Origin of the sequence: Novosphingobium sp. ZN18A2, assembly GCF_036784765.1 — a bacterium.
Classification (GTDB): Bacteria; Pseudomonadota; Alphaproteobacteria; order Sphingomonadales; family Sphingomonadaceae; genus Novosphingobium.
Map to the genome: position 1 here is coordinate 1,450,837 of NZ_CP136651.1, position 26,146 is coordinate 1,476,982.

Here is a 26,146-nt window from a genome sequence, read left to right on the forward strand (position 1 = left end):
GCGTGGGACTGTATGTGTCGCTTACGATCTCGGGTCAAGTTCGCAAATATGAAATCTTCGCAAACCTGAAACATTTCATTTTCGCGCGCCATGCGATTGCGGCAGACGCCAATGGATTATCGACTCACGGCTTCCAGCAGCGGGGACAGGTCGTCAAGCATTGCCGCCGGCCGGTCGCGTTCGGGAAGGTCCGCGTCGCTCGCCATGATTCCCGTCGCCATGCCGATGGAAAGCGCGCCCGCGGCATTCGCCATGCGCATTTCAAGCGCCGAATCGTCTCCCACCACCACGATGTCGGTTGCCGCCTTCGCGGGCAAGCCCATCACCGAAAGCGCGGTGTCGAGCGCGGTCCGGCTCGGCTTGCCCAGCACGCGGGGGCGCTTTCCGGTCAAGGCGGTCAGCATCTTGTTGATCGCGAAGGACGAGCCGATGCCCCGCCCCGTGGCGGTGGCGAAGAATGGCACGTGGCTGGCGGTGACAAGGCGCGCGCCGGACCAGAGCGATTCGCATGCGGCTTCAAGGTCGGGAAAGGTGAACTCCCTGAACCAGCCGGTATAGACCGCTTCCACGCCGTTCGCTTTCGCACCCGGCGCGATCACGTCCAGCCCGGCCTCGACAAGCGGTGCCGCGCACCCGCTGTTGCCCAGCACGCGCACGCGCTCAATCCCTGTGCGCGCCAGCCAGTTGGCGGCAGAGGACGACGGCGTAAGCATCTGGCGGTCGTCCACCGGGAAGCCGGCATTGCGCAGCGACGCGGCATAGTCCGCCGGTGGCTTGGCGGTGCCGTTGGTGAACACGACATACGGTGTCCCGCGCGTCTTCAGCCGGTCCAGCAGTTCGATCGCGTGGGGCAGTGCCTTGTGCCCGCCGCTGTCACGGTCGCCCAGCGCAATTGTGCCGTCCATGTCGAACACGAACCCGGCGGCATCGCGGACGCGATCTGCTACATCCGGCGTCATGCGGCTGCTCCGGCGTGGAGCGCGATCCTCAGGCCCGGCCGCTCGATCACGACATCGCGCGCTTCCGGGCCGGCGGCGAGCTTGCGCAACAGCGAAAGGACCGGCGCGGCCTCCGGCGAATACGTCGCGCGGCTGCGCCCGGCGGAGAGCATCGCGTCGACCTGTTCGCCCGGCATGACCGCGCGCAGCAGAAATTCCTCATCGGGCATACGCGTTCCGAACTGGCGCTTGAGGTCGCCCAGTTCGGGGAAGGTGGGTTCGTCTTCCAGTTCGCGGGCGCGGGGCCGGTCCATGATCGTATCGAGGATACGCGTGTCCACCGGCGACGTGGGCTTGCCGAACTTGCCCATCACATAACGGATCACCTGATCGGACACTTGCGCATAGCGTTTCGTGCCGATCACGTTGAACAGGGCCTGGCTCATGACCATTTGCGGGAAGGGCGTGACCATGATCGGATAGCCCAGTTCGGCACGCACCTGCTCGGTTTCCGCGATCACCGCGCCCAGCCGGTCGCCAAGGCCCAGTTCCTCCAACTGACGCTTCGTTGTGGTCATCACCCCGCCCGCGATCTGGTGCCGCAGGAAGCTGCCGTCGAAGTTCTGCGGCGTGCCCGGCGGCAGCCCTTCCGCCGCTGCGAGGCGCGACCAATAAGAGGTCAGCTTCGCCAGTGCATCGCGGTCGATATCGACCGTGTGGCCCGCTTCCTCAAGATTGGCGAGCATCCGGTTGGCCTCGGGCAACGAAGACCCGTCACCACCGGGCCCAACGCCGACATGGATCGCGGAAACGCCCAGTTTCGCCGCTTCGAGGCTGGAGAGCATTCCCTGGCCGATAGTGGTGTGCGCATGGATTTCCAGCGGGCGGTTTCCGATTGCCGCCTTCACTGCCGGGGCCAGCGTGCGCACGCGATCGACCGAGAGCAGGCCCGAAGGATCCTTGATGTAAAACAGGTCCACGTCCTTGCTCTGCCCTACGGCGCGCGCGAAATTCGCGTAGAATTCGTCGGTGTGGAACTCGCTGAGAGTGAAGGTCAGCGCGCACATCACTTCGGCGCTGCCTTCTTCCTTCACCAGCCGCGCCGCATCGATCACCGCGGGCACTTCGTGCATCGGGTCAAGCAGTACGAAACGGCCGATGCCATTCAGTTGCAGATGGCGATAGACCAGCCGCATGAATTCCGGGTCGGCCTGCTGCCAGGCGATGAAGCGCAAGCCGGTGGTGATGAACTGCAACGGCGTGGTCGGCGTCGCGGCGTGCATGCGCCGGATGCGTTCCCACGGGTCGTTCTGGAAATAGCGAACCGCCACCGCCATGTGGCTGGACGAGGTGAAATCCACCGCGCGGAATCCGCAGGCTTCGGTCAGTGCGGCGGCTTGCAGCATGTGCGCGGTGTTGAGGCCGGTGGCGCCCCACAGGCTCTGGTTGCCGTCGCGCATGGTGACATCGACGAGTTTCAGTGCGGTCATTTCGCAAGCCCTTGAAGGAAGGCGGTGTCCACTCCGCCCGCGACGAAGCGCGGGTCGGCCACGATGCGGCGGTGAAGCGGGGCGGTTGTCGGCATCCCGTCGATGCGGATCGACGCGAGCGCCGCAGACAGGCGCGCAACGGCTTCCTCGCGCGTCGAACCGTGGACGATCAGCTTGCCCATCAGCGAATCGTAGAACGGCGGAATTTCGCCGTCATCGGCGATGTGCGTGTCCACGCGCACGCCCGGTCCGGCCGGCCATGCCGCGCCGGCAACACGGCCCGGCGCGGGGCGGAAATCATGCTCCGGGTCTTCGGCGTTGATGCGCACTTCTATGGCGTGGCCAAAGGGGCGCACCATCGCCTGCGTCAGGCCAAGCGGCTTGCCGCCCGCCACCAGCAACTGCTGTTCGACAAGATCGACCCCGGTAATCGCTTCGGTCACCGGATGCTCCACCTGGATGCGCGCGTTGAGTTCAAGGAAGTAGAACGAGAAATCCGCCGCATCGACCAGGAACTCGGCGGTCCCCGCGCCGCGATATTGCAAATGCCGCGCGAGTTTTACGGCTGCATTTTCAATGCTTTCCCGCGCAGCATCGGGAATGGCGGGAGCGGGCGCTTCCTCGACCAGTTTCTGGAAGCGGCGCTGGATTGAACAGTCGCGCGTGCCAAGGTGGATGGCACTGGTGCCGTCGCCCAGGATCTGCACTTCGACATGGCGGCCCTTGCCGACAAAGCGTTCGACATAGACCGCGCCGTTGCCGAACGCGGCCTGCGCTTCGGCCTGCGCCATGTCCAGCGCGGCATCGAGGTCTTCCTTGCGATCGACCCGGCGCATGCCTTTGCCGCCGCCGCCCGCCACGGCCTTCAGCAGCAGCGGATAGCCCGTTTCTGCGGCGCGGGCGTGGACGGCCTCTCGCGTGGCGGCCTCTCCGCCGGGAAGGACCGGCAGCCCGGCCTCCACCGCGATGCGCCGCGCGGCGAGTTTGTCTCCCATCGATTCCAGCGTGGCGACGTCGGGACCGGCAAGCACGATGCCTGCTGCTTTCAACGCGCGCGCGAATTCGGCATTTTCCGAAAGAAAGCCATATCCGGGATGCACCGCGTCGCAGTTTGCTTCCCGCGCCGCCGCTACGACCTTTTCGATGACGAGATAGCTTTGCGAGGAAGGCGCGGGGCCAAGCAGCACGGTCTCGTCCGCCTCGCGCGCGGGCAGCGATGCCTTGTCCGCTTCCGAAACGCCCAGGACAGTTGTGATCCCCATGCGGCTCGCGGTTCGGATCACGCGCCGCGCGATCTCGCCGCGATTGGCAATGAACAGGCGTTTGATCGTCATGATATGCGGATCAGCGACTGGCCCTTGGCGACCATCGTGGCATTGGGCACCAGCACATCGGCCACGGTGCCTTCGCGCCCGGCGTGGACCGGGTTCATCAGCTTCATCGTCTCGACAATGCCAACCACGGTTTCGGGGCCGACCGTGTCTCCCACTGTCACGAAGGGCGGAGCGCCGGGCGAGGGCGCGTGATAGAACGTGCCGGGCAAGGGCGCGCCGATGCAGTCCGGATCGGTCTCCACTTCGGCCGCGTCTTCCGCGTTGGCGGATTGCGCGGTTCCGGCCCATTGCCATTCCTGCGTCATGCCGCCGTCCTCGCCATCGCCTTTCGCGACGCGCAGGCGGAAGCGGCTCGTGGCGATGTCCACTTCGCGGTAGCCGGATTTTTCCAGGATCTCCGCGATTTCGGCCACGTCTTCGGCGGTCAGGGGGATTTCGTTTTCGCTCATGGTATCAGGCCAGCATCTCGCGCGCGGCGGCGATCACGGCGTCGGAGAACGCCTCGTCATTGAAATGGGAATCGACCGTCTCGACAGCGGCGTTCGCGGGGATCGTCTGCTTCAGATAGTCCGCAAAGGGACGGGGCAGGGTGGTGTCCTGGATATGGCCGGTTGGGCTGTCGTGGCTGGAAAATCCGCCCAGCGGGGTCATCACCTTCACCGGCCCCGTTGCTTGCGCGACCATGCCCGCCATGTGGTCCGCAAGGCGCTTCAGGTCGTCAAGATCGGTGCGAACGGCCGTGAGTTGCGGGTTGTGTTCGTGATAGCGCTTGCCGGGGAACTGCGCCTTGGCGGCGTCTATCGGGCCGGCGATGATGAAATCCGCGTTGCCGGGCGCCAGGATCGTCGGAATCCCGCGTTTCAGGCCGGCAAGGCCGCGTTCCGGCCCTGCGTTGGCAAGGCCGCCGTGGATGTGGTCCATCACTTCGGTCATCGACAGGTCTAACACCAGCGCCACGTCCTTGTCCGCCGCCAGCCCGTCCAGCGTCGGCCCACCCGCGCCGGATGAATGGAACACCATGACTTCGCAGCCGTCTTCCTCCAGCGCCTGCCGGATGCGCTTCACGCTTGCCTCGGTGGTGCCGAGCGTGGTGATGAGGACAAGCGGCTTTTCCGCGTGCTCTTCGCGGCCATAGCCCTTGGCCATCCCGGCAACCGCGTTGGCGGCGTTGCGGAACACGTCGCGGCTGATGGTGTTGAGGCCGGAGATGTCGGTCACCGCGTTCATCATCGCGATGTCCTTCACGCCCATGTAGGGCGCGGTGAATCCCGAAGCCATCGTGGAGACGATCAGCTTGGGCAGGCCATAGGGAAAGCTCTGCATCAACGCACCGGCAAGCGCGGAGCCCATCGATCCGCCGATGGCCAGTATGCCACTGACCGGGTCTTTCGCGTCCCACGCATGGGCGGCGGCAATCGCGCCCCGGATCATCGCGTCCTGGCATTTGCCTTCGTGGCCCAGCGCGCGGACCTCGCTTATGGTCATCCCCGCGGCCTGCGCCACGTCTTCCGGCGAAATCTCTGCGCCGCCCAGCGTGCGGCGGATACTGGGATCGAGGTGGACCACCCTTACGCCGGCCTGCTCCAGCACTTGGCGGGCGTATCGCGCCTCTTCTTCCTTGGTGTCCTGCGTCACGACCAGCATGACGCTTGGCATCTCGTTCATCGTTTTTCCTCTCCGGCCCCAAGGCTGCGACAACGCGGTTGACTTTGCACCCGGCTTTCGCCGATCCTCGTTCCACAAGGTGAAACGAGGATGCTGGACCGCAAAGTAAAGACCGTTCGCGCGCTTGAGCGTGGGCTGGACGTGTTGCTGGAAGTGCAGGCGCGGCGGGCTGTAAGCCTGCATGAACTGCACCAGGCGACAGGTCTGCCCAAGGCGACCCTGCTGCGTATGCTGATGACGCTGGGGCGAAAGGGACTCGTCTGGCAGCGGCTGGCCGACGGTGCCTATCTTCCGCACGTGGAGGAATTGGTGCGCACGGCCAACGCCACGGTCGAACAGATCGCAGAGGTGGCCTCGCCGCACATGAAGGCGCTCAGCGAAAAGGCTGCCTGGCCGTCCGTCCTCGCGGTGCCGCGGCTCGATCACATGGAGATCATAGAGACCAACAGCCCGCTTTTCCGGCTCGATGCGGCAACGCTCGGCCCGGTGGGGGTGAAGCTTTCCTATATCCACACCGCCACGGGCCGCGCCTATCTCTCCGCGTGCGATCCGGCAGAGCGCGACGCGATTATCGCCCGGTTGCGGCCCGCCGATGCGACGGACGCGAGCGAAGCGGAACTGCGCGCGATCATCGATCAGGCGCGCGAACGCGGCTATTCGGTGCGCGAGCCGGTGCATCCGTGGCCGGACCGTTCACGCCAGCTGGTGCTGCGCGACGGGCGCCGGTCCATGGGAGTCGCCATTCTCCAGCGCGGCGCGCCGGTGGCGACCATCAATGTAACCTGGCCGGGGAAGCGGGCGACGGACGAGCAGGTCGTGCAACGCCACCTTGCCGCCTTGCGCGCCACGGCCGAGGCGATCGGTTCCGACCTTAGCGGGCTTGTGGAATAGGCATTGCCACCTCTTCGTCCTTGCGAACGATTCATATTGGTGAAAATTGCGTCAGGTGAAACTGGCTGCACAGGAGCGTTGGGGCTTTTGCGTCCATCGGCGATGGTGCGGGCGGGAGAAGACGGCATGAAGCAGTGGCTGGTCCGCAAGGGCGCGACCTCACTTGATGGCCTGCACATGGTCGAGGCGCAACGGCCCGAACCGGGTCCGGGCGAGGTGCTGGTGCAGGTGCGCGCCTGCTCTCTCAACTTCCGCGACCAGATCATCCCGCTCGGAAAATACATGGGCGGCGCTGTCGATCGCGACCAGGTGCCGCTGTCCGACGGCGCGGGGGAAATCGTGGCGTTGGGCAAGGACGTGGATGACCTTGCGGTGGGCGATCGCGTGGCCGGCACATTTTTCCAGAACTGGACGGATGGCCCGCCCAATCCGCAGGCTGGACCGGCGCTGGGCGCGCCGCCCGCGACCGGCATGCTGCAGGAATACGTTGCGCTTCCCGCGAACGGCGTCGTGAAACTCGCGGAAAGCCTGGGGTTTGACGAAGCGGCTTGCCTGCCCTGTGCGGGCGTCACCGCCTGGAACGCGCTGATGGAAGGCCCGCGTCCGCTGAAGGCGGGCGAGAGCGTGCTGGTGCTGGGTACCGGCGGCGTCTCGCTGCTGGCCTTGCAGATCGCCAAGGCGGCTGGGGCGAGGGTGATCGCAACGTCCTCGTCCGACGAAAAGCTCGAACGGGTTCGGGAAATGGGCGCGGACGAGACGATCAATTACCGCTCGACCCCGGAATGGGGTGCGGCGGCAGCGAAGCTTGCGGGCGGCGGGATCGACCACGTGGTCGAGGTCGGCGGTGCGGGCACGCTGGCGCAGTCGATCGAGGCGGTCGGCTTCAATGGCGAGATCGCGCTGATCGGCGTGCTCACGCGTGAGGGTGACACCAGTCCGCACGGGCTGATGTTCAAGGGTGCTTCGATCCGCGGCATTTTCGTCGGCTCGAAAGGCATGGCCGAGCGACTGAATGCTTTCGTTGACGCGCACGGCATCAAGCCGGTGGTCGACCGCGCGTTCCCCATCGAAGATGCGCGGGCCGCGTGGGACTATCAGGCATCGCCGGCGCTATTCGGCAAGGTCGTTATCACGACATGACCGACCGGACAGGCTTCGCGCCGCGGACCGCACCGGTCCGCCGGCCTTCGACACCGTCGAAGGTTTTGTATTTGTTGCATACTATTGCGCTTTGCGCTGCGAAAGGATGGAGGGCTGGATGACGGATCGGCTGGGCTTCGGTCAACCGTTCGGCGGCGTGATGCAGACCGCTTTCGTGGTGGAGGACATCCGCGCCTCGATCGATCATTTCATCCGCGATTGCGCCGCGGGTCCGTTCTTCCTGCTCGATCATTTTCTTGGCCCCGGGCAGGTCTATCGCGGTCAGCCCAGCACGGCCGATGTGACCATCGCGATGGGATTTGCGGGGCACATGCAGATAGAGCTGATCCAGCCGCTGGACGATAATCCGTCCGTCTATCGCGAGACGGTGGCAAAGCGGGGATACGACTTTCACCATTTCGGCATCGCCTGTCGCGACGTGGACGCGGAAATGCCCGCTTATCTCGATCGCGGATACGAACTCGCGTTTCGCGCGCAAGTGCCCACGGGCGGGGCGGTCGCCTATCTGGAACAGCCGGGTAATCCGGCGCCCGGTTTCCTGGAACTGATCCCGGCGACACCCGGCATGGACGAACATTTCACCCGCTTCTGGGAAGCCTCTTGCGGGTGGGACGGAAGCGATCCTGTACGGCCGTTTCTATAGGCAGCCGCGCAACAAACAAACGAGGGGAGGGCAAGGCCAGATGAACGCGGGAACGCAACGAAGCGGACGCTACCAGACGTGGCTGGTGTTCCTGCTCAGCCTCAATTTCGGCATCGTGTTCTTCGATCGGAACGCGACCAATTTCCTTATGCCGTTCATCCAGCCGGACCTGGGTTTCTCCAACAAGGAAGTCGGCTTTGTCAGCGCCGCGCTTTCGCTGACCTGGGCGATTTCGGGCTTTGTGGTTGGTGGCCTGTCAGACCGCATGGGTGTGAAAAAGCCGGTCGTCGTCGTGGCTACCGTCCTGTTCTGCGCCTGCTCCTTCGTCTCGGGCGCGGCGACATCGTTCCTTATGCTGCTGGGTGCGCGCCTGTTGATGGGTGTGGCCGAAGGCGGGATCATGCCCATCAGCCATTCGATGATCGTGAACGAGGTTTCGCCCGAACGGCGCGGCCTTGCCATGGGCGTCGGCCAGAACCTGGGTTCCAACCTGCTCGGCAGCTTCGTTGCGCCTCTGGTGCTGGTGTGGATCGCCACGCACTGGGGCTGGCGCGAAGGGTTTTACATGGCCGCCGTGCCGGGCCTGTTCACCGCCGCGCTGATCTGGTTCACCCTGCGCGAACCGCCGAAAGACGCGCCGCACGAGACGCATGAGAAGGTCACGCTGAAGCAGGCGTTTGCCAATCGCAACGTGCGGCTTTGCGCGGCGATCTCCGTGCTGCTGGTTTCCTACCTTGTGGTGACCTGGGCCTTCATGCCGCTTTACCTGACGAAAGTGCGCGGCGTCGATCCCGACACGATGGGTTGGCTGATGGCGACGCTGGGCGTTTCGGCGGGCGTGGGCAGTTTCGTGGTGCCGGCGATTTCCGACGCCATCGGGCGGCGCCCGGTGCTGGTGTTCTTTTCGTTCCTGGGCGTGATCCTGCCGCTCGGCGCGCTGTTTTACGCTGGTTCGGCGTGGGTCCTTGCCGCGATCTTCTTCTTCGGCTGGGGGCTTAACGGCGTGTTCCCGCTGTTCATGGCCACAATCCCGGCGGAATCGGTCGATCCGCGCCTCGCCGCGACGCTGACCGGAATCGTGATGGGCCTGGGCGAGGTTCTGGGCGGCGTGTTCAGCCCGATCCTTGCCGGTGCCGCCGCGGACCAGTGGGGGCTTACCGCGCCGCTTTGGATCATGCTGGGGCTGACGATCGCCGCCGGAATGCTTGCGCTGGGCCTTGTGGAATCGGCCCCGCGCATCGTCGCGCGCCGCGGCACTGCGCCGGCCGCGCCAATGCCGGGATGAAGGACTGAAGACGACTGCAACCTGCCGATACGAAGAAAGGAGCAGGGCGATGGGAGAGGTAGTCAGGTACGCAACAGAGCATGTCGCTCCATCCGACCGCTTGCGGTACTGGAACGACCTGGTCGACCGCATCTACACGGGCACGTTCGTCAACGCGAACGAACCCGATTTCCGTGGCGAGATGTTGAGCTGGTCGGTCGGCGAACTGGACATGATCCGTCCTATGTCCGGACCGTCGTTGGTCGGTCGGCTGCCACGCGATGCGGATGAGGAACGCATCATCCTTCACCTGCAATGCAGGGGCACGACGCTGCACACGCAGAGTGGCCGCGAATGCATGCTGGAGCCGGGCGACTTCGTGCTCGGTTCGCCGCACGATCGCTATGACCTGCGGCTTTCGGCGCACGAATTGCTGGTGGTGGAATTCCCGCGTGCTCCGCTGATGGAACGATGCCCCGGCCTTGACGAGATATTGGCGCAGCGCATCAACGGCGCGTCGCCGGGCGGAAGGGTGTTCCACGATTTTCTGCTCTCGCTGTGGCGGCAAGGTGACCAGAGTGCTGCCGATCCCGAATGGGAAACGGGCGTCAGCCGCGTGTTTTACGACCTTGCCGCCCTTGCCCTGCGCGGGGCGGAGCGCGAAGCGCCGAGGCTGGCGGAGTCGCGCTTTCGTGAGCGGGCCTTGGCGATGGTAGAGGCGCGGCTCTGCGATCCGTCGCTGCGCACCGCGACGCTCGCCGCCGAACTGGGCACGTCGGTACGCACGGTCCAGAACCTGTTCGCCGGAATGGGGACCACGCCGTCTGCCTGGATTCTTGAACGCAGGCTGCGCCGCGCGGCCGACCAGCTTATCGCCGACCCGCAGGCGAGCATTACCGAAATCGCGTTCGATCACGGTTTCAACGACAGCGCCTATTTCACGCGCTGCTTCCGCCATCACTTCGGAACCGCCCCGCGCGAATGGCGCGGCGGTCATTAAATTACGGGAAAATGCGCGCGCATTGCCGGTGATTGCGCAAGAGTCCTGTTCTGCTTGCGCGTGAGTGCAAGCAACCGTGTGGCCAGCTGTGGAATAAGCTCTCTCTAATAGGCGGCGGAACCGGGCGTTCCGCCGGATAAAACGGAGGGAGAGTGACCATGAGATTTACAGCCGTTTCGCTGTCCGTACTTGCCATGGCGATTGCAACCCCGGCAGCGGCGCAGGATCAGTCGTCGCAGCAGGCGCAGAACGATCAGCAAGGGGGCATCCAGCAGATCGTCGTCACTGCACAGAAACGCGCGGAAAACGTGCAGGACGTGCCGATCGCGATCAGTGCGTTTACCGCTTCTGCCCTGAAAGAGCGCGCGGTTGGCGACGTTGCGAACCTTTCGTCCATCTCGCCCAACGTCACGCTCGATTCCTCCACCCCGTTTTCCGGGTCCTCGGCGGTACTGGGCGCATCGATCCGCGGCATCGGCTCTGCCGACTTCGCGTTCAATATCGACCAGACGGTGGGCGTCTATCTTGATGGCGTTTACCTCGGCCGCTCGGTCGGCGCGAACCAGGATCTTCTCGACGTCGAGCGGATCGAAATCCTGAAAGGCCCGCAAGGCACGCTGTTCGGCCGCAACACGATCGGCGGCGCGATCTCTATCGTCACGCACGATCCGGGCGACACCTTCCGTTTCGTGGGCGACGTGACCACCGGCAGCTACAAGCGCATGCAGGTGCGCGGGACGATGGACGTTCCGCTGGCGACCAACCTGTCCTCCTCCGTGTCGTTCGCGATGATGCGCCGCGACGGATACCAGCATCGAATTCCGTATACTCAGGCCGCGCCCTATTCGGTCGATTCGTTCCAGAACTTTGCGGCGGCCGGATACAATAACAACGGCAACCGGCAAGGTGGCGACGACAGCTGGAGCGCGCGCGCCAAAATCAAGTACGATACCGATCACTTCAAGGCGACATTCGCGTTCGACTATACCAACGTCGATCAGGAATCGACGGCGAACAGCCTGCTGGCGACGACCGAGATGGTGCCGGGACCGTTCGGGGGGCTTGCGGCCAATGACGTCCCGGGTACGGCACTCGATCCTAGTCCAACATCACCAACGGGCTTCCTGTTCGCGGGCCTTTATAACTTCTGCGTCACGTCAACCGCTGCGCAGATCGCCGCGCGCAACGCCGGGAACCTGTGCGGACCGCGTACCGGGGTAAATGGGTTCAACACGCTTCCGGCTCTGGCTGGCGCGGCGATTCCCGGGCCGGGCAATCCGAACCCTCTGATGGTATACAACAGCCGGTTCGTCACGGGTAATCCCGATACGACTTATGCCAACGGCAACAATTATTCGAAGGTCAGGCAGCACGGTTTCACGCTGACACTTGAAGACGACGTCACCGACAGTTTCCAGATCAAGTCGATCACGGCTTATCGCCAAGTGGACTTCAACGCCGGTGTCGATCTCGACGGGTCGCCGATGAACTTCCTTCAGACCAGCTTCACCGTGAAGCAGCACCAGTGGAGCCAGGAACTCCAGCTAAATGGCTCGGCGCTGGGCAACCGCCTTAAGTACACACTCGGCGGGTACTTCTTCAACGAAGTCGGCGGGCTGCACGACTATGTGACCTTCGCCGACGGATTGCTGCAGGTTGACGGACCGGGGCGGATCAACACGGTGTCCTACGCCGCCTACGGTCAATTGGACTTCCGCGTGAATGACCTCATCGGACTGACCTTGGGGGGGCGCTACACGCGCGAGGACAAGAACTACTATGGTGGCCAGGCCGACGATAACGGCTTCAACTACAAGCTGTTCAATTGTCCTGCCGCAGGTGGCTTGCCGACCGCCGCATGCGGCGCGGCGCTGGGCTTCCCGATCAACAACAACTATGCTGCCTATTTCCTCAACGGGTCCAATGCCTATGGCTCGAACCTCGGGTCGCTGGCGACCCTGCTCGACTATTATCCCAATAGTCCGAACAGCGCGAAGTTCAGCAACTTCTCGCCCAAGGCGGGTATCCAGATTCATCCGACCGACCGGGTGATGATCTACGGCACCTGGTCGCGCGGCTACCGCTCGGGCGGCTGGACCACGCGCCTTTCGAACCCGTTGCTCGTCGCGCCGACATTCGGCCCCGAAAAGGCGGAAAGCTTCGAAGTTGGCGTCAAGTCGCAGATCCTCGACCGCAAGCTGCAACTCAACCTCGCGGCGTTCACCACCCGCTACAAGGGCATCCAGCTGAACCAGCAGATCGGCGTCTCTCCGACGGTCGCGAACCTGGGTATCGCGCAGATCAAGGGCTTCGAAGTCGAGATGGTTGCCGCGCCGACCCGCGCGCTGACGATCAACGGTTCCGTCGGCTACCTGGACGCGCACTTCAGCTATATCTGCGGTGAAAGCGGAACGCCCCAATCGTTCTGCGCGGGGAACTCGGCCTATGTTCCCACAAATCCGTTCCAGGCGGGCATTTATGCCGGCGCTCCGCTGCCGAAGGCGCCTGAATGGAAGTTCAATATCTCGCCACGGCTCGAGGTTCCGGTGGGTATCGGAAACGTCGTCTTCCTGCTCGACTACACGCATACCAGCAGTATGCGGAACGATACCGAAGGCACGTTCCTGCTGATGCGCCAGCCGACCGACATCCTGAACGGAAGCATAGCCTTCACGCCGGACAGCGGCCACTGGAACCTCACCGTTGGCGGAACGAACATCACTGACCAGCGCTATATTATCACCGGACAGGCGCAGATCGCCGGCGGCGAGATCTACGGCACCTACAACCGTCCGGCAGAGTGGTATGCGCGCCTAGGCGTGAAGTTCTGACCACTCTGCTCAATTCGGGGCGGGCCATGTTCCCCTTGGTCCGCCCCACCTGAAAGGAAGGATCAATGGCGGAAGCCGCGCACACCGAGTTCTGGAAAGACATAAAACCGGTCGAAAAGGTATTCCGCGAAGGCGGTCTGCCCGAAGTCTATATGCCCAAGATCGCCGAGGGAGACGAGCGATACTGGGTGCCGATCAGCGAGACGGTGTTTTCCAAGCCGGTGTGGATCAGCCCGGCCAAGAACATGTGGGCCGACGTGCTGATGAGCAAGGCCGCCGGGCTGGTGAACCGGCATTATCATCCGCACCCGATCTGGGCCTACACGATCAGCGGCAAGTGGGCCTATCTCGAACACGACTGGACCGCGACGGCAGGCGATTTCATTTATGAGACGCCGGGCGAAAGCCATACTCTCGTCTGTTACGATCATCCCGATCCGATGAAGGTGTTCTTCGTCGTGTCCGGTCCATTGATGTGGCTTGACGACGACGGGAACACGACCGGCCATTTCGACGTGTTCGATTACATGGCCGCCGCCCGCGAACATTACGACAAGGTCGGCATCGGTGCCGACTATGTCGATACGTTGATCCGCTGAAAAAGGACATTTCGATGGATACCGTGATGAAGGCACCGCCCTCGAGCAAGGCCGAGATTGTCAACGTGCCATGGGCGCACCGCGCATTGGTCGACCGGCTCAGCCCGGGCGGCCGCTATATCGATGCGCAGACCGATGTGGACAGCCCGTGGGTGCCGTTTGGTGACAGCGCCGCGATCAAGCACCTGGCGTTTGACGTGCGGCAGGGCATATTCTCCAACATCCTGTGGATGAAGGGGCCGGGCGTCGTCGGCACGCACCTTCATCGCGGCACGATCGTTATGGTGTGTCTTGAAGGCAGCGTCCGCTATCTCGAATACGATTGGGTGGCATCGCCTGGCGGGCTGATCCTGGAAGTGCCGGGCGAAAGCCACACGCTGGTCACCGACCACCCCGATGGCGTGAAGCTGTTCGGCTGGATGCAGGGACCGATCGAGTTCTATGACGAGAACGCGAACTTCGTGGAAACGGCTGACGTCTGGTGGTTCATCAACCACTACGAGACCTATTGCCGCGAGAACGGCATTGCCATCAACGAGAAGCTCTACCTTTAAGGGAGAAGGCGACATGGCAACAATGTCAGCGCCCCCTTCGGGCGCATACAAGATCGTCGACGTTCCTGAACTCTACGGCGACCTGATCCGCGCCAAGGGGATCGAGGGAACATATGTCGGCGCCTCGGAAGAAGAGAGTCCCTGGGTTCCCTTCGGTGACAATGCCGCGATCCGGCACCTGGCGTTCGACGTGCGCGAGAACATCTACGTCAACATCCTGTGGATCAAGGGGCCGGGCGTGATCGGCACGCACAAGCACCGCGGACGCGTGTGGGCGGTGGGGCTGGAAGGTTCGTTCCGCTATCTCGAATACGACTGGGTCTGCCGCCCCGGCGAGTTCATTACCGAGACGCCCGGTACCGCGCACACGCTGGTGACGGACGATCCCAAGGGGATGAAGGCGCTGTTCCACATGCAGGGGGCGAACGAGTTTTTCGACGAGGACGGCAACCACGTCGAAACGCTCGACGTGTGGTGGTTCATGAACCACTACGAAAGCTACTGCAAAGAGCACGGCATCAAGATCAACCCGCAGCTCTACCTCTGACGATGGCCGAGGAACGCACACCCGTTCCCGCGCTTTCCGCCGCGCCGCGTGGCACATATCTGCGCAATTGCTGGTATGTTGCCGCGTGGGCGGACGCCTTGGCGGACGAGCCGCTTCAGCGCACGTTCCTTGAAGAACCGGTCGCGCTGTTTCGCGATGGCGATGGCGTTGCTCATGCGGTGGAAGGCCGCTGCCCGCACCGCTTTGCGCCGCTGGGGCACGGCTGCGTTTCGGACGGCGCGCTGCAATGCCCCTATCACGGGTTGCGCTTCGACGGGACAGGGGCCTGCGTGCACAATCCGCATCCCGGCGGCCATCTCCCCGACGCGCGGCTGAAGGTCTATCCGCTGGTCGAACGACACGCGCTGCTGTGGATCTGGATGGGTGATCCGGCAAAGGCGGATGCGGCGCTGATTCCCGATTTCGGCTGGCTGGCCGATCCGAAGTGGGAAGCGGTGAAGGGCGCGACACGGGCCGAAGGGCATTACGAGCTTTATTCGGACAATATCCTTGATCTTTCCCACGCCAATTTCGTCCATCCCGCGCTGGTCGCGGGTGCGTTCACCGAGGGCGAGCGGCGTTTCTGGCAGGATGGCGATAGGGTCCATTCCGAATACGTCCACCTTGAAGACTACCTGTCCGAAGGCATCTCTGCGATCGTCGGCAAGGAGGGCGTGAAGCAGGACTTTTACGGCCAGGTCGACTGGCATGCGCCCGCCGTGCTCTATTTCGATTTCCGCACGGGCGATCCCGGCACCCCGCGCGAGGAATGCCTGTTGCTGCCCTCGCTCCACGCCTTCACGCCCGAAACGCCCGATACCACGCATTACGTGTGGGCGACGGCGCGCGATTTCGCTCTGGGAAACGAGGAGTTTGCCGCCGTGATGCGCGGCGCGCTGGAATATGCTTTCGAATACGAGGACATGCCGATCATCCGCGACAGCCACCGGCTGATGCGGGGCGGGGATTTCTGGGCATTGAAGCCATTGATCCTTGGCGGTGACGGCGGCGGGGTGCGCGCGCGGCGCATGCTGCAACGCCTGATAGAGCGCGAGCGGCAGGAACAGGCCGCCGCCTGAAAACGCCGCGCACGAGAGGATGGAAATGGCGACGTTGGACAAGTTCGACGTTACGGGCCGCTCGGCGCTCGTGACAGGGGCCGCATCGGGCATAGGGCTAGCTTATGCGGAGGCGATGGCCGAAGGCGGCGCGAAAGTGACGCTGGCGGATATCGATATCGAAGGCGCAGAGCGCGAGGCGGAGAGGCTGCGCGGCGAAGGCCATGACGCGCGCGCGGCCGCGCTCGACGTGTCTGACGAGGAAGCGACAGGTCGCGTGTTCGATGAACACGATGCGGCATATGGCGGGCTGGACATCGCTTTCGCCAACGCGGGCATCGATACGGGCGCGGGGTTCTGGAACCCGGGCGGGTATCGCAACCCGGATGGCCAGGTGGATACCTACGATCCCAAGCGCTGGGACAAGTCGATCGCGGTCAACCTTTCGGGCATTTTCTATACCGTGCATCACGCGGTGCGGATCATGAAGAAGCCGGGCCGCGCCAATGGCCGCACCGGTGGTTCCGTGATCTGCACCGCCTCCAACGCGGGGCTTGTTACCGAACCGATCGTGGGCCTGCCCTATATGCCCGCCAAGGCCGGCATCCTGCACATGGTGCGCGCGCTGGGGCTGGAACTGGCCGAGTTCGGCATTCGCGTGAACGCCATTGCTCCGGGGCCGTTCGTCACCAACATCGGCGGTGGCTGGGTCAAGAACGATCCGGTGGCGCGCAAGGCGTGGGACGCGATCGTGCCGCTGGGCCGCATGGCGGAACCGGACCAGATCAAGCCGCTGGCGCTGCTGCTGGCATCCGATGCGTCCGATTACATGACGGGAAGCCACGCGGTGATCGACGGCGGCATGATGCTGGGGAAATACCAGTGAAGCCGCCCCGCGATCCGATCGCCGGCAGTGCGACAATCGTGACCGGCAGAGGCCGGACGCCCCATTGAGGAGAGAGACATGCGCGCCGCCGTTATGCAGGGGCTGCACAAGCCGCTGGTCCTGAAAACGCTGGACGACCCGACGCCGGAAGTGGGCGAAGTCGTGGTCAAGGTCGGCCGTTGCGGCATTTGCGGCTCGGACCTGCATATGACCGAGGACGAGGCTTACGGGCAGGGACCGGGATCGGTGCTGGGCCATGAGTTCGCGGGCGAAGTCGTCGCGCTGGGCAAGGGCGTGGAAGGTTTTGCCACGGGCGACTTCGTCTCTGTCATCCCGCTGATGAGCTGCGGCAAGTGCGCGGCCTGCAAGGCGGGTGAGGTTGCCTGGTGCGAAACCTTCGGCCTGCAGGGCGGCGGCTATGCCGAATACGCGGTGACGCGGCCAAACCAGTGCGTGAAGCTGCCGAAATCCGCCAGCATTGCCGACGGCGCGATTATCGAGCCGCTGGCGGTCGCGCTGCACGGACTGAACATGAGCGCGATGCGAACCGGCGACCGCGTGCTGATCCTTGGCGCGGGGCCGATCGGCCTTGCGGTCGCCTTCTGGGCGCGGCGGCACGGCGCGGGGCGCGTTGTGGTGCAGGACATCGCCGAATTCCAGCGCGAACGGGCGCTGGAGATGGGCGCGCACGATTTCGTGGTCGATGCGGCCGATCCCGTCGGCAGCGCCGAACGCGCGCTGGGCGGCAAGGCGGACATCGTATTCGAATGCGTGGGCATTCCCGGCCTGATCGCGCAAGCGGTGGAACAGGTGCGCAATCGCGGCACGATCCTGCTGCTGGGGCTTTGCACCCGGCCCGACACGTTCAATTCGTTCGCCATGCTGTCAAAGGAAGTGCGCCTTGTAACGTCTGCCTTCTTCACCCGGCAGGAATACGAAGCGGCGCTCGACGCGCTCGATTGCGGAGCGGCAGAGCCGCGCCACCTTGTTACCGACACCATCTCGCTCGCGTCGACGCCCGACGTGTTCGAAAGCCTGAAGAAGCGCACGCACCAGTGCAAGGTGCTGATCGACCCGACCGCCTGAGGAGACAGACCATGAACCCGGTAGAGCAGGCCGTGTGGGACTGCATGAAGCCCACCGAGGCGCTTTACGAAGCGACCGGCAACCCGCTCCACAAGGCGATCGTGCTCAATTTCTGGCGTCACGTCCATCTTGAGGGCGCCGGAATGTTCGATGACATCTGCAATGACGAGATGATGGTCGAACACCCGGTCTATCGCGTCAGTTGGGGAGACAGTCCCGCCGTGGTCGAAGGGCGCGACGGGGTGAAGGCTTTCTACAACAGCGTTGGCGAAGCCGTGCTGTGGCATTCGGATGACCGGATCGCCGTGGCCGACTGGGGCATCTGCGACGAGATTACCTTTCACCAACTTGCGAAAGGCTCGGATTTGCAGGCCATCGGCTACACGGTGGACAAGGCGGACGGGCTCTATCACGTTTCCAGCCGGCAGGCCTTCATCTGGCCCTATGACGGCAAGGCGCGGCTGGCTGGCGAGCATCTTTACGAAGACAAGACCAGCCTGGAGATCGAGGAAGTCGATCCCGCGATGGCGACAACGCCCGCGCGCATCCGGGAAATCCACAAGGCGCAACTGGCGAAGCTGGAAGAGCGGTTCGGTCCCCGGTACTGGGTCTACAAGGGCTGAAAAAGGACTTGCGTTTCAATGGCGATTGAAAGCTTCGAGGGCCGCACCGCCTTCGTCACCGGCGGCGCTTCGGGCATCGGATACGGTATCGTTCACGCACTGGCGAAGCGTGCGTGCTTCGTGGTGATCGCCGATATGCGCGCCGATCACATCGCGGTGGCGCTCGACAAGCTGAAAGAAGCGGGGCTCGACAACCGGGTGGCCGCGGTCGAACTCGACGTTACCGACCGTGACGCCTATGCGCAGATCGCGGAGCGGATGCAGGCCGAACATGGCGGTATAGACATCCTCGTCAACAACGCCGGGGTCGGGCTGGAAGGGCCGCTGACCAGGTCGACCTTCGCCGACTGGGACTTCGGCATGGGCGTGAACCTTGGCGGCGTGATCAACGGCATCCTGACCTTCATGCCGCAGATGCTGGCGCACGGGCGCGGGGGGCATATCGTCAACACATCGTCGCTTGCCGCGACGACGCGGATGCCGGGCTTCCTGGCGATCTATGCCGCCAGCAAGGCGGCGGTGCTGAACATCTCGGAAAACCTGCGGGCGGATCTTGGCGAACACGGCATAGGCGTAACCGCGCTTTTGCCCGGCTGGGTCAAGTCCAACATCCACGAAGCCGCGAAGAACCGCCCCGCGCACTTGCGGGAGAACAGCGGCTTTGCCGAAAGCGAAGCAAAGCTGGGCCATCGGCAGGTGGGCGAGGACTGGATGGAGCCGGAGGACGTGGGCGAACTGGTCGCGAATGCGATCCTGGCGGACGAGCTTTACGTCATCACGCACAACGTCTTTCGCGAACAGATGGAAGAAAAGTGCCGCGTGCTGCTGGAGGCGGTGCCGGACTGAACCGGCGCCCGAACGCGGCGCAAAAGACCCGGCGGGGGACGGTCAGGCTGAAGCATCCAGCGCCTGCCGGCCGAGTGCGATTGCGCCGGTAATCCCCGCGTCGTCGCCAAGACCCGGCAAGACGATATAGCGTTCCAGACCCGGATCGAGCCTTTCGTTCGCCACATAGCCGCCCAGCAGGACTTCCGCCTGCCTGCGCACAGCGGCGATCAGGCCCGGTGCGTGCATCACCCCGCCGCCATAGATCAGCCGGTCGGGCATGTGCATCAGCACCAGCGTTGCCGCATGTTGCGCGATATAGGATGCGACAAGCTCCACCGCCGTTTCGCGTGCTTCCAGCTTGTCCAGGCTATCCCCCCAGCGGGCGACGATGGCGGGGCCGGCGGCCAGTCCCTCAAGGCAATCGCCGTGGAACGGGCAGCAACCGCCAAAGGGGTCGCGGGCCGGATCGCGGCGCACGGGAATATGACCTGCCTCATAATGCGAAAAGCCCGCCAGCTGTGTGCCCGCCGTGACGACGCCGGTGCCGATGCCGGTTCCGACGGTGGTATAGGCCAGCGTGCGGCATCCGCGCCCCGCGCCTGCCAGCCATTCACCCATGGCCGCGCCGTTGACGTCTGTTTCTATACGCACCGGAACGCCGAATTCGCCCAGCGCATCGTGAAACCGCGCGCCCTGCCAGCCGGGTTTGGGCGTCGCGGTGAAGGTTCCATAGGTGGGAGAGGCCGGATCGATGTCTATCGGGCCGAAGCTTGCCACGCCGAACGCACCGATCGGTCCGTGGCTTGCGCTTGCCGTGCGGAAGAAGTCCGCCATTTCAGCAAAGGTTTCACGCGGATCGCGCGTGGGAATGCGCGTTTCCCGCAGTATCGTGCCGTCCTTGCGGGCGAGGGCGAGCACGAACTTCGTGCCACCCGCTTCGACCGCGCCGATCAGGGCTTCAGCCATCTTCGCCCGGAACCTTTACGCCGGCCATCGCGGCCGCTGCGATCACCAGTGTCCCGGCCGCGAAGGCCATCGTCCAGATCGGCTGGTCGGGGAAGAAATGCTTCATGATCGAGCCCATGACCGTCGCCACCAGCAATTGCGGGATCACCACGAAGACGTTGAACAGCCCCATGTAAATGCCCAGTTTCGCCTGCGGCAGGCTGCTTGCGAGGATGGCATAGGGCATGGCGAGGATCGAGGCCCAGGCGACGCCGATACCGATCTCGCTGACCAGCAGCATGTCGGCGCTGTTGAACACGAAGAAGCTGGCATAACCCGCTGCACCCGCCAGCAGGCAGGCCATGTGTGTCTTCGCCTTGCCGATGCGCCGCGAAAGCAGGGGCAGCAGCGTCATCGCGGCGATTGACGCAACGCCGTTATAGACCGCGAAAAGCACGCCAACCCAGTTGCCGCCATCCTGGTAGGCCGCGCTGGCCGGGTCCGCCGATCCGAAGAAGTTCTGCGCGACGACGGGCGTTGTGTTGATCCACATGATGAACAGCGCCGACCAGCTGAAGAACTGCACCACGGCCAGCCGCTTCATCACCGGCGGCATCCCCGAAAAATCGCCGACGATGGATGCCAGCATGGACGTTTCCCGCCCCGCGCGGGCCAGCAGGATCGCGGCGATGGTCGCCAGGCCATAGGCGGCCAGCAGTCCGGCCAGCAGATAGACTTCCTTTTCCAGCCCCCATCGTTCGACAATGAGGGCGACCGCCACGCCCGCGGCAATCCATGCGAACGCGCCGCCGAAGCCGCGCGCGGCAAGCGCGCCCGTGGTGTGTGCCTCGTCCAGCGCGTCGCCTTCGTGGCTGGTGAAGCGGGCCAGTTCGTCCGGCGCGTATTCCTGCGTGGTCAGCACGGTCCACAGTACGGCGACCAGCAGCGCCGCGCCGCCCGCCCAGAAGCTGAACCGCACGGTATCGGGCACGCCCCCGCCGATCGCGGTGTTCGAGACACCCAGATGATCGAGCACGTAGGGGAATATGGAACCGACGACCGCACCCGCGCCGATAAATGCCGTCTGCACAGCATATCCTGCGGTGTGCTGGTCCTTGCGCAGCATGTCGCCCACAAAGGCACGGAACGGCTCCATGGATACGTTGAGGCTGGCATCGAGCATCCAAAGCAGCAGCGCGGCATAGATCAGTCCGCCCGCCTGCGGCATCGCGACCAGCGCGATGGTGGCAAGGATCGCGCCGCCAAGGAAATAGGGGCGTCGCCGGCCGAAGCGACCCAGCCATGTCCGATCCGACATATGGCCGATGATCGGCTGGACGAGCAGGCCGGTAAGCGGCGCGGCGATCCATAGCGCGGGCAGATCGTCTATGCTGCTGCCAAGTGACTGGAACACGCGGCTCATGTTCGCATTTTGCAGCGCGAAGCCGATCTGGATCCCGAAGAAGCCGAAACTGATGTTCCACAGCCCCCAAAGGGACTGGCGCGGCTTTTCCATTTGCACCCTCTCTGCCGGCCGGTCCGGTATTCCGGCGGCCTTCCATCGTTTTCGGGTCGCACGTCCGCGCCCGTGCGGCAATGCGTGGCGCTGCCGATGTATACGAATACCCGCGCTTCAGCCGCCCGTGCTGCCGCGCACGACTAGCCGTGTGGGCAAGGTGGAAGGGGGGGCGGGGCGATCTTCAATGCTGGCCAGCAGCGTTTCGACCAGCAGTTCACCCGCACCGCGCAAGTCCTGCATCACCGTGGTAAGCGGCGGAGCGGTAAGGCTGGCGGCGGGAATGTCGTCGAAGCCGACGACGGCCACGTCATCGGGCACTTTCAGACCCCTTTCGGCAAGCGCGCGCATTGCGCCGATGGCGATCAGGTCGCTTGCCGCGAAGATGGCGTCAAACGCGATGCCGCTTTCCACCAGTTCGCGCGCGGCGTTGTAGCCCGCTTCTTCGGTGGTGATCGCATCGCGCTGCAAGGCGGGATCGCATTCCAGCCCCGCCGTCGTCACCGCCTTGCACAGGCCGTTATAGCGCGCCTGGAATTCGGGATAGTGCGCGTCCGCCGTGCCGATGAAGGCGATCCGCCGCCGCCCGCGCGCCAGCAGGTGTTCGCCCGCAAGCCGCCCCGCGCCGAAGTTGTCCGAACCGACCGTCGAACCCAGGCTGGCCTCGTCGACCGAACCCCAGCGCACGAAATGGGTTTCCTGCCGTACAAGCTGGCGCAGGCGGGCTTCGTAAACCGCATAGTCACCATAGCCTAGCAGGATCAGCCCGTCGGCGCGGTGGCTGTCCTGGTATCGCTGGTGCCAGTCATCCTCCATCCGCTGGAACGAGATCAGCAGGTCCAGCCCCCGGTTCGCGCAATGGCGGGTGATGGACCCCAGCATGGCCAGGAAGAAGGGATTGATATTGGATTCGTCCGGCGTCGGGTCTTCGAAGAACAAAAGCGCCAGCGTGTTCGAACGCTGGCTGCGCAGTGACGACGCGTTCTTGTCGACCGTGTATCCCAGCTCTCGCGCGATGCGTTCGATCTTTTCGCGCGTGGCTGCGCTGATGGACCGGCTGCCGCGAAGCGCGCGGCTGACGGTCGGCTGCGAAACGCCGGCGAGATAGGCGATATCGAAGCTGGTCGGCTTGTTCGAAGGTTTGCGGCCCATTGCAGTCCCCTGCGCCGCCAGGTCATCGCGCCGGGTCGGCACGGATCATGCTACTCGCATCGCGATTGGTATGCAATTCCATGCGCGCTGTATAATTCAGTGCAAATACAGAAGGTTGTGTGGTGCCTTGGCGGCGTTGCCAAAATGTCGCAACCGGCGCCGCGCTGGCGCAGTATACGTATGCCTCCTTCGGTCACCGCGCTGTCAGCCGTAAGACGCTGCCGACGCGCTTTCCCGCCATAAGGGACCGCGCTTGTGTTTGCCGGCCGATTGGTCCGGCCGGGAGGGAGACTCTGATGACCGATACTTTTGCGGCCCGCCGCGCCTATCCGCTTTCCAGGCAGATGCTGATGGCTGGCGTTGCTGCCGTTGCCGTGGCGGCCGCCACGCCCGCCTTCGCCCAATCGAACACCAATTCGCCGGACACGGCTTCGAGCGATAGCGGTTCCACCGATTCCGGATCGATGAACGAGAGTGCCGCGAACGAGACGGCCATCGTCGTCACCGGTTATCGCCAGTCGGTCGACAACGCGATCAGGGTGAAGAAGAACGCGATCGAGATCGTGGAATCGGTCAGCGCCGAAGACGTGGGCAAGCTGCCGACCAATTCGATCACCGACGCGCTGGCAACCCTGCCGGGCGTGACCGCGCAGCGGCTTGACGGCCGCGCAGACGTTCTGGCGGTTCGCGGCTTCGGCCCGAACTTCACCACCACCACCTTCAACGGCCGCGAAATCGCCACGATCTCGGACGACCGCGGGTTTCAGTACGACCAGATTCCGGCCGAACTGATCAGCCGCGCCGACGTGACGAAAACGTCATCGGCGGACCTGTTCGCGCAGGGCATCGCCGGCACCGTCAACCTGATGACGATCGACCCGCTGGCGCAGGATCACCGCATCCTGTCGATCTCCGGCAAGGTAGAGCGCAACGCCTATTCCAAGGAAGCGCCCGACGTCACCAACTACGGCTATCGCGGCACGATCATCTATGCCGACAAGTTCGCCGACGGCACGCTGGGCATCTCGCTGGGCGGCACGATCCTCTCATCGCCGCAGCAGGAGCGCCAGTACCAGGCGTGGGGTTATCCGACCGACGCGAACGGCAATTATGTGCTGGGTGGCGCCAAGTATTTCGCGACCGGCAATATCCAGGAACGCCAGTCCGGTTTCGGCAGCATCGAATGGCAGCCGAGCGACAAGTTCGAGATGGCGATCGACGGCTTCTATTCGCACTTCAAGACCAAGCAGCAGCAGCGCGGCCTGGAAGTGCCGCTCGCCTGGGGTGCGGGCACGCTCGATCCGGCGTCGGAAGTCGTGACCGGCAACGTGGTTTCGCAGATGACGTATAACAACGAATACGCCGTCCAGCGCAACAACTACAACCGTCGCGACGCCGATACCTACGCCATCGGCTGGAATGGCAAGTATCACTTCAGCGACCGGATCACGTTCACGCTCGACGCGAACTATTCGCGCGCGCACCGCAACGATTATAACCTCGAGACATATACCGGCACCTGCTACAACGCGTACAACAGCACCTCGTCCGCATGCGTACCGGATTCGGTGACTGTCACGCAGCAGCCCAACGGCATCTTCGCGCTGTCGAACACGCTCGACTATACCGATACGAACCAGGAAGTGCTGACCGACCCGCTCGGCTGGGGCTACAACGGCACGTCGCCGGTTGTGCAGGCAGGCTTCCTCAACTCGCCCGATTATGTCGACGAGATCAAGGCGCTGCGCGGCGACCTGCAAGGCAAGACGGGCGGCAGCTTCTTCAATGCCTGGTCGATGGGCGTGCAGTACAGCGACCGCACCAAGACATCGAAGTTCAAGTCGTACTTCCTCAATCCGGGGCCGACGACCGCCGACACCCAGTTGGCGATCCCGTCCGATATCCTGCTCGGTACGGTCAATCCCTTCGGCTTCAACGGCCAGACACTGGCATACGATCCGGTTGCGGCGGCGAACCTGCTGACCAACACATTCGACGATCGCCCGCAATCGACGGTGCGTGACTGGAAGGTGGAAGAAAAGGTGTTGAGCGCATATTTCATGCTCAACATCGACGGCATCGCCGGCAGCCTGCCGATCAAGGGCAACATCGGCGTGCAGGTTGTGCACACCGACCAGTCCTCCACCGGCAATTCGGCGTTCCTCGATACGTCGACCGGCGACGTCACCTATTCGGCGGCATCGGGCGGGGCGAAGTACACCTATGTGCTTCCCAGCGCGACGATGAAGCTGGAATTCGCGCCCAACACCTTCCTGGTCATGGCGGCCTCGCAGGCGATGAGCCGGTCCGAACAGGGCTATGAAGCCGTGCCGTTCCAGATCTCGTACAACACGACCACGGGCGGCACCGGCGGCGCCAGCTTCTCCGGCAATGGCGGCAACCCGGCGCTGCGCCCCTATCTTTCGACTAACATCGACGTGGGCGTGCAGTCCTACTTCGCGCGCGGCCAGGGGCTGCTGTCGGTCAACGCGTTCTACAAGAACCTGACGAACTTCGTGGACCCGGTGGGTGCCTATTTCACCACGATCTCGCAGAGCGCGGCGGACGCGATCTCAGGTGGTCAGGCAGCCAACAACAACGTGCTGGTGACCGTGCCGAACAATGGCGGCACGGGGTATGTCGCGGGCTTCGAGGTCCAGGCGGAAATTCCGCTGCGGGCTATCTCTCCGGCGCTCGACGGGTTCGGCCTGCGTCTGAACGGCACGCACAACATCAGCTCGGTCAGCTTCGCGGATGCGGCGGGCAATATCCAGTCGGTCACCGTGCCCGGCCTTTCCAAGTGGACCGGCGTTGTTACCGGCTACTTCGAGAAGGGCGGTTTCTCTGCCCGCGCGACCTATCAGTATCGTTCCAGCTTCCTTGGTCTTTCGACCACGGTGGAACAGGCCCAGTCGTACAACATCACCAGCGGCGAAGGCATCCTGAGCGCGCAGATCGGGTACGAATTCCAGCATGGTCCGCTTGAGGGTCTGAGCCTGATCGCGACGGGTTCGAACCTGACGAACGCACCGTTCATCAACTACTATTCGAACACCAGCTTGCCGATCAATTACGAGACCTACGGGGCGACGTATTCGATCGGTGCGTCCTACAAGTTTTAAGGTTCCCTCGGGG

General features: G+C 63.9%; 23 protein-coding genes. 15 read left to right on the plus strand and 8 right to left on the minus strand.

Translation table 11 applies throughout. The annotated features are described in order from the left end of the window. Positions 1–116: 116 nt before the first annotated feature. The 5 genes from RXV95_RS07210 to RXV95_RS07230 are packed head-to-tail and all read right to left on the minus strand — an operon-like array spanning position 117 to position 5,427. Positions 117–959, minus strand: a complete 843-nt coding sequence (locus tag RXV95_RS07210; RefSeq protein ID WP_338468328.1) for an HAD hydrolase-like protein — start codon at positions 957–959, stop codon at positions 117–119. After that, positions 956–2,428, minus strand: coding sequence for a biotin carboxyl carrier protein (locus RXV95_RS07215; protein WP_338468329.1), 1,473 nt, complete (start codon positions 2,426–2,428; stop codon positions 956–958). The genes RXV95_RS07210 and RXV95_RS07215 overlap by 4 nt, the downstream gene beginning before the upstream one ends. Further along, on the minus strand, positions 2,425–3,762 hold the full coding sequence (locus RXV95_RS07220; protein ID WP_338468330.1) for a biotin carboxylase N-terminal domain-containing protein: 1,338 nt from the start codon (positions 3,760–3,762) through the stop codon (positions 2,425–2,427). The genes RXV95_RS07215 and RXV95_RS07220 overlap by 4 nt, the downstream gene beginning before the upstream one ends. Beyond that, entirely contained in the window at positions 3,759–4,211 is a 453-nt protein-coding gene (locus RXV95_RS07225; protein WP_338468331.1) for a biotin/lipoyl-containing protein, read from the minus strand. The genes RXV95_RS07220 and RXV95_RS07225 overlap by 4 nt, the downstream gene beginning before the upstream one ends. A 4-nt stretch (positions 4,212–4,215) precedes the next feature. Next, a complete protein-coding gene (locus RXV95_RS07230; RefSeq protein WP_338468332.1) occupies positions 4,216–5,427 on the minus strand; it encodes a Tm-1-like ATP-binding domain-containing protein in 1,212 nt (403 codons plus the stop codon). A 90-nt stretch (positions 5,428–5,517) separates the two neighbouring features. Between RXV95_RS07230 and RXV95_RS07235 the strand changes: the two genes are divergently transcribed. The 14 genes from RXV95_RS07235 (at position 5,518) to RXV95_RS07300 (ending at position 19,416) form a co-directional block, all read left to right on the plus strand. After that, positions 5,518–6,318 carry an IclR family transcriptional regulator C-terminal domain-containing protein gene (locus RXV95_RS07235; RefSeq protein WP_338468333.1) on the plus strand — a complete coding sequence of 267 codons (801 nt, stop codon included), beginning with the start codon at positions 5,518–5,520 and terminating at the stop codon, positions 6,316–6,318. 126 nt (positions 6,319–6,444) lie between these two features. After that, complete coding sequence (locus tag RXV95_RS07240) at positions 6,445–7,458, plus strand: NAD(P)-dependent alcohol dehydrogenase (protein ID WP_338468334.1); 1,014 nt, start codon at positions 6,445–6,447, stop codon at positions 7,456–7,458. A gap of 118 nt (positions 7,459–7,576) precedes the next feature. Continuing rightward, entirely contained in the window at positions 7,577–8,122 is a 546-nt protein-coding gene (locus tag RXV95_RS07245) for a VOC family protein (RefSeq protein WP_338468335.1), read from the plus strand. Between the two features lie 40 nt (positions 8,123–8,162). Next, a complete protein-coding gene (locus RXV95_RS07250) occupies positions 8,163–9,407 on the plus strand; it encodes an MFS transporter (protein ID WP_338468336.1) in 1,245 nt (414 codons plus the stop codon). 49 nt (positions 9,408–9,456) lie between these two features. Further along, positions 9,457–10,386 (plus strand): helix-turn-helix domain-containing protein, encoded by a 930-nt coding sequence (locus tag RXV95_RS07255; RefSeq protein WP_338468337.1) that lies wholly within the window; start codon positions 9,457–9,459, stop codon positions 10,384–10,386. Between the two features lie 158 nt (positions 10,387–10,544). Further along, positions 10,545–13,217 (plus strand): TonB-dependent receptor, encoded by a 2,673-nt coding sequence (locus tag RXV95_RS07260; RefSeq protein ID WP_338468338.1) that lies wholly within the window; start codon positions 10,545–10,547, stop codon positions 13,215–13,217. Between the two features lie 65 nt (positions 13,218–13,282). Next, complete coding sequence (locus RXV95_RS07265) at positions 13,283–13,816, plus strand: 2,4'-dihydroxyacetophenone dioxygenase family protein (protein WP_338468339.1); 534 nt, start codon at positions 13,283–13,285, stop codon at positions 13,814–13,816. A 26-nt stretch (positions 13,817–13,842) separates the two neighbouring features. Beyond that, entirely contained in the window at positions 13,843–14,370 is a 528-nt protein-coding gene (locus RXV95_RS07270; RefSeq protein ID WP_338468340.1) for a 2,4'-dihydroxyacetophenone dioxygenase family protein, read from the plus strand. Positions 14,371–14,383: 13 nt separating this feature from the next. Then, positions 14,384–14,917 carry a 2,4'-dihydroxyacetophenone dioxygenase family protein gene (locus RXV95_RS07275; protein ID WP_338468341.1) on the plus strand — a complete coding sequence of 178 codons (534 nt, stop codon included), beginning with the start codon at positions 14,384–14,386 and terminating at the stop codon, positions 14,915–14,917. 2 nt (positions 14,918–14,919) lie between these two features. Beyond that, positions 14,920–15,996 carry an aromatic ring-hydroxylating dioxygenase subunit alpha gene (locus RXV95_RS07280; protein WP_338468342.1) on the plus strand — a complete coding sequence of 359 codons (1,077 nt, stop codon included), beginning with the start codon at positions 14,920–14,922 and terminating at the stop codon, positions 15,994–15,996. Positions 15,997–16,021: 25 nt separating this feature from the next. Continuing rightward, positions 16,022–16,861, plus strand: a complete 840-nt coding sequence (locus tag RXV95_RS07285; RefSeq protein ID WP_338468343.1) for an SDR family NAD(P)-dependent oxidoreductase — start codon at positions 16,022–16,024, stop codon at positions 16,859–16,861. Positions 16,862–16,939: 78 nt separating this feature from the next. Continuing rightward, positions 16,940–17,947 (plus strand): alcohol dehydrogenase catalytic domain-containing protein, encoded by a 1,008-nt coding sequence (locus RXV95_RS07290; protein WP_338468344.1) that lies wholly within the window; start codon positions 16,940–16,942, stop codon positions 17,945–17,947. An 11-nt stretch (positions 17,948–17,958) separates the two neighbouring features. Beyond that, positions 17,959–18,570 (plus strand): hypothetical protein, encoded by a 612-nt coding sequence (locus RXV95_RS07295; protein WP_338468345.1) that lies wholly within the window; start codon positions 17,959–17,961, stop codon positions 18,568–18,570. 18 nt (positions 18,571–18,588) lie between these two features. Next, entirely contained in the window at positions 18,589–19,416 is an 828-nt protein-coding gene (locus RXV95_RS07300) for an SDR family oxidoreductase (RefSeq protein WP_338468346.1), read from the plus strand. 42 nt (positions 19,417–19,458) lie between these two features. On the opposite strand, the gene RXV95_RS07305 is transcribed toward RXV95_RS07300, so the two are convergent. The 3 genes from RXV95_RS07305 to RXV95_RS07315 form a co-directional block, all read right to left on the minus strand. Beyond that, positions 19,459–20,364: an ROK family protein gene (locus tag RXV95_RS07305; protein ID WP_338468347.1), complete on the minus strand. Its 906-nt coding sequence runs from the start codon at positions 20,362–20,364 to the stop codon at positions 19,459–19,461. Then, the gene (locus tag RXV95_RS07310) at positions 20,357–21,859 is read right to left on the minus strand and encodes an MFS transporter (RefSeq protein WP_338468348.1); all 1,503 of its coding nucleotides are present in this window, start codon (positions 21,857–21,859) and stop codon (positions 20,357–20,359) included. Before RXV95_RS07310 ends, RXV95_RS07305 begins: the two co-directional genes overlap by 8 nt. 117 nt (positions 21,860–21,976) lie before the next feature. Then, the gene (locus tag RXV95_RS07315) at positions 21,977–23,011 is read right to left on the minus strand and encodes a LacI family DNA-binding transcriptional regulator (RefSeq protein WP_338468349.1); all 1,035 of its coding nucleotides are present in this window, start codon (positions 23,009–23,011) and stop codon (positions 21,977–21,979) included. 296 nt (positions 23,012–23,307) lie between these two features. Here RXV95_RS07315 and RXV95_RS07320 point away from each other — a divergent pair, with 296 nt between their 5' ends. Continuing rightward, entirely contained in the window at positions 23,308–26,133 is a 2,826-nt protein-coding gene (locus tag RXV95_RS07320; RefSeq protein WP_338468350.1) for a TonB-dependent receptor, read from the plus strand. Positions 26,134–26,146: the final 13 nt, after the last annotated feature.